The organism is Pseudoalteromonas sp. S4741, assembly GCF_005886135.1.
GTDB classification, from domain to species: Bacteria; Pseudomonadota; Gammaproteobacteria; order Enterobacterales; family Alteromonadaceae; genus Pseudoalteromonas; species Pseudoalteromonas tetraodonis.
Genome location: NZ_PNCN01000179.1, coordinates 1 through 3,110, shown reverse-complemented (window position 1 = coordinate 3,110; position 3,110 = coordinate 1). Strand labels below are relative to the sequence as shown.

Annotated in this window: 2 protein-coding genes; both read right to left on the bottom strand. The window is 42.1% G+C overall.

Going from position 1 to position 3,110, the window contains the following annotated elements:
* Positions 1 to 411: 411 nt before the first annotated feature.
* Positions 412 to 1,260 (bottom strand): substrate-binding periplasmic protein, encoded by an 849-nt coding sequence (locus CWC30_RS17265; protein ID WP_138627714.1) that lies wholly within the window; start codon positions 1,258 to 1,260, stop codon positions 412 to 414.
* A 161-nt stretch (positions 1,261 to 1,421) separates the two neighbouring features.
* Positions 1,422 to 2,903: a hypothetical protein gene (locus CWC30_RS17260; protein ID WP_138627713.1), complete on the bottom strand. Its 1,482-nt coding sequence runs from the start codon at positions 2,901 to 2,903 to the stop codon at positions 1,422 to 1,424.
* Between the last annotated feature and the right edge of the window lie 207 nt (positions 2,904 to 3,110).

Here is a 3,110-nt window from a genome sequence, read left to right as displayed (position 1 = left end):
GTTATATTGTTTAATAACCTAGGCCTAAGTAAAATTTAAAAAGGTTAAAGGTTAAAGGTTAAAGGTTAAAGGTTAAAGGTTAAAGGTTAAAGGTTAAAGGTTAAAGGTTAAAGGTTAAAGGTTACGAGCTGCGAGGCGCGGGTATAGTTCAATGACCTAGGCCTGACGCGATATAAAATCGCTGCTACAGGATAGTAGTTGGCTTGTTTTTCCTCTTTTAGCGCAGCGTCTCTTTGCCCTCTTTGTGAATAAATCACTTAAAACATGTTTGCACAAAGAGAAGACAATGAGGGGTAATAAGAAAATATAAAAACAGGGGTTAGGTTTTACCATCCCCCCGTAACTCGTAGCTCGTAGCCCGAAACCCGCGTTCCAAACATAAAACGCGCTGCATAAAGCCGCGCCTGCAGGTCAGTCGGCCAGGGCGCTATTTGTGGGTTGATAAGCGCCATTATCTAACGCATCAAAGTAGGCTTGATAACGGCCGCTTTGTTTAAATTTAAGTAATTGCTGGTTAAATATTTCAAGCCGCTGTTCACTGAGTGGGTTATTTTTAGGGAACATCACAAAGCTTTTATTGATTAATAGTGGCCTTGGGTGATGCACAATGGCATTTTTTATTGTAGGTAGTTGACCTGCCAGTATGTGATAGCCTACGCTTTTTTCCTCGGCAAAGGCGTCTATTCTGCCCATAGCTAAGCGTTTAAAGTTTTGCTCTGTGGTACTTACTCGCGACATATCAAATAGACCCGCTTGTAGTGCTTTATCAAACTCTTCGCCATAGCTGTAAGCAAGCCCACCACCGAGTAATAAGCCTTTTAAATCGTTTAGATTTTGCCAATCAAAAGGGCGTTGTTTATGATAAAAAAATACAAAACGCTCGTTTAACACTGGCTCACTGTAAAAATAATCCTCAGCACGTTGTTGTTCAAACATCCATACGGCAGTGGCTGCGTATTTATCATTAATGGTGTCGTGGTAAGCACGCGGCCACGGTAAAAAGGTAAAGTTAACTTTAATGTTAGCTTGTGCAAATATATCGGTAATTAAATGCGCAACCACGCCTTTGTGAGGCAGCGATTCGCTTAAAAAAGGCGGCCATTCGCCTGTACTTATATTTAAAGCAGCATGGTGATTAGCCGCTTTGCTTGAGGGTTGTATTGCTTCAATTGCGTGCGTGTAATGACTGGTAAAAGCCATCAGCAAGAAAGATGCGATATAAATACGGTATCTTAATTTAGCTGATAACATAACATTCATGTGTATAAGTCTCTCCTTTTATTAAATATACCCTTTTTGGATATAAAGCGGCTTTGAATGCTGCTTAAAAAATAAACTATTTTAAAGGTTTTAACTGAATCTAAGCTTAAGGGCTATACCGTCGCTTTACAGACTTATTTTAAGTACTTTATGTTACCGCGTTATTCTTTTGTTTGCATTTTTTTTGCGCGTTCTTCTGCATCGATGAGTGCTTGTGATTTAGGCGCGCGTTTTTTTTCTTCTATTTTTGGTTTTTGTGGTGAATTTGGATCCCAGCTTTCATCAAGCGATAAATTAGCAAATGGATTGCTGCTTTGTGGTGAGTTATCGCGCGTACTTGGCTCTTCAGGGGCAAACTTTACTTGCCCTGCCGTTACCGGTGTTTTTTTTGTAGGTAGTGGCGCGTCGGGATCGAAAGTGCGTACTTCTGGCTCTTTAAAGTCGTGTTCAGTGGTTGAGCTTAATGATGAACGCTGCGTTTTTGCAGGATGGAAATCACCTTGTGGCTGATGGGGTGCAATGGGTTCAGGTGCGCTGTGTGAAGGCTTTATAGGCGCTTCATGTTGACCCTTTTTGATTGGCTGATTTATAGGATTACGCTGTATTTTGCTTTGTTTGGCTTCGGGGTCAAAATCTCTTACTTGTGGCTCGGCAAACTCTGTTGCATTTTTTATCCGCTCTAAGGTTGCTTTAGCTGCTGCTTCAAACTCTGCCGTGTTAGGCTCCGACTTTATTTTCACTGTATTAACTCGACGAGAATCAGGCTCTTTACCCTTGCTTTCGACGGCTGGGTTTTGCAGATCAGAGCCAGTCACCATCGGCTCAGTAACAACACTGTGAGTTTGATCATTGTCGTGACTTGGGGGCATTTGCAATGGTATGCCAGTATCAGCCACTTGTTTATTTTGCTTAATATTGCGCAGGCGCATTAATACCACAACCGTAATTACCACAATTAACAATAGTGCCACACTTGGTAATACTAGCGAGATTATATTAGCCCCTTTGGGAATAGAAGAGGCAATAACGGCTGTTTGCTCGCTGGTATTTATAGTGATAGGTACGGCGGTTTGTGCAGGCTCAACGGTGGCTTTTTTTACCTTTGGTTGCGTATTTTCCTCAGTGTTTGATAATTCACTGGCCGGTATTTTGCTGGGCTGTGCATTTTTTTCAGAAGCGCCGCTTTGTGCAGCCGCAGCTGTTACATTGACTTGTGACTCATCAGGTGCTGTTGTGGTTGATGCTACTGGGGCATTTTTTTTAGCTTGCTCTATAGTTTGAGTGGCGCTTTGTTCGATTACATTATTTTGGGGTGCAGTTGCACTTTGCTCAGTTGCAGCGTCTGGCAACGTTGGCTGTAAAGTGGGTTCTATTTGTTGTGGTTTTACAACCTCCGGGGTCGATTGTTCAATAACCGGCTGCGGTTTAGGCTTTGCTACTGGCAAAGTGCGTGCCGCTTGCGGAACACTGCAGTTTTTTTCAAAGTCTCGCGCAGCATTACGGTATTTACGGCTGGCTTTATTATTGCTGTGTTGCTGCATTTCTTGTTTTATAAGAATACACATAGCTTCGTTATAAGCGGCACTGCTGGCACTATAAAACAAAGCAAAACAAAAAAGTAAGCAACTCAGTAACGGTTTCATAAAACTCAAAAGTGGTTAAGCATCAATGCCCTAATCTTAAGCGTAAAGTGAAAAATTATCTAGAAGCGCTTAGCGTTAATTAGGGTCTATTGACCTTTGCGGATTACAATTTGTTCAAACTAGGGGCGGTTTAATCGCGGCGCGAGGTTTGTAACCTAGTGGACTCGATAACTGCTCCTGCGTTATTCTACTGGCTTACATCCATGT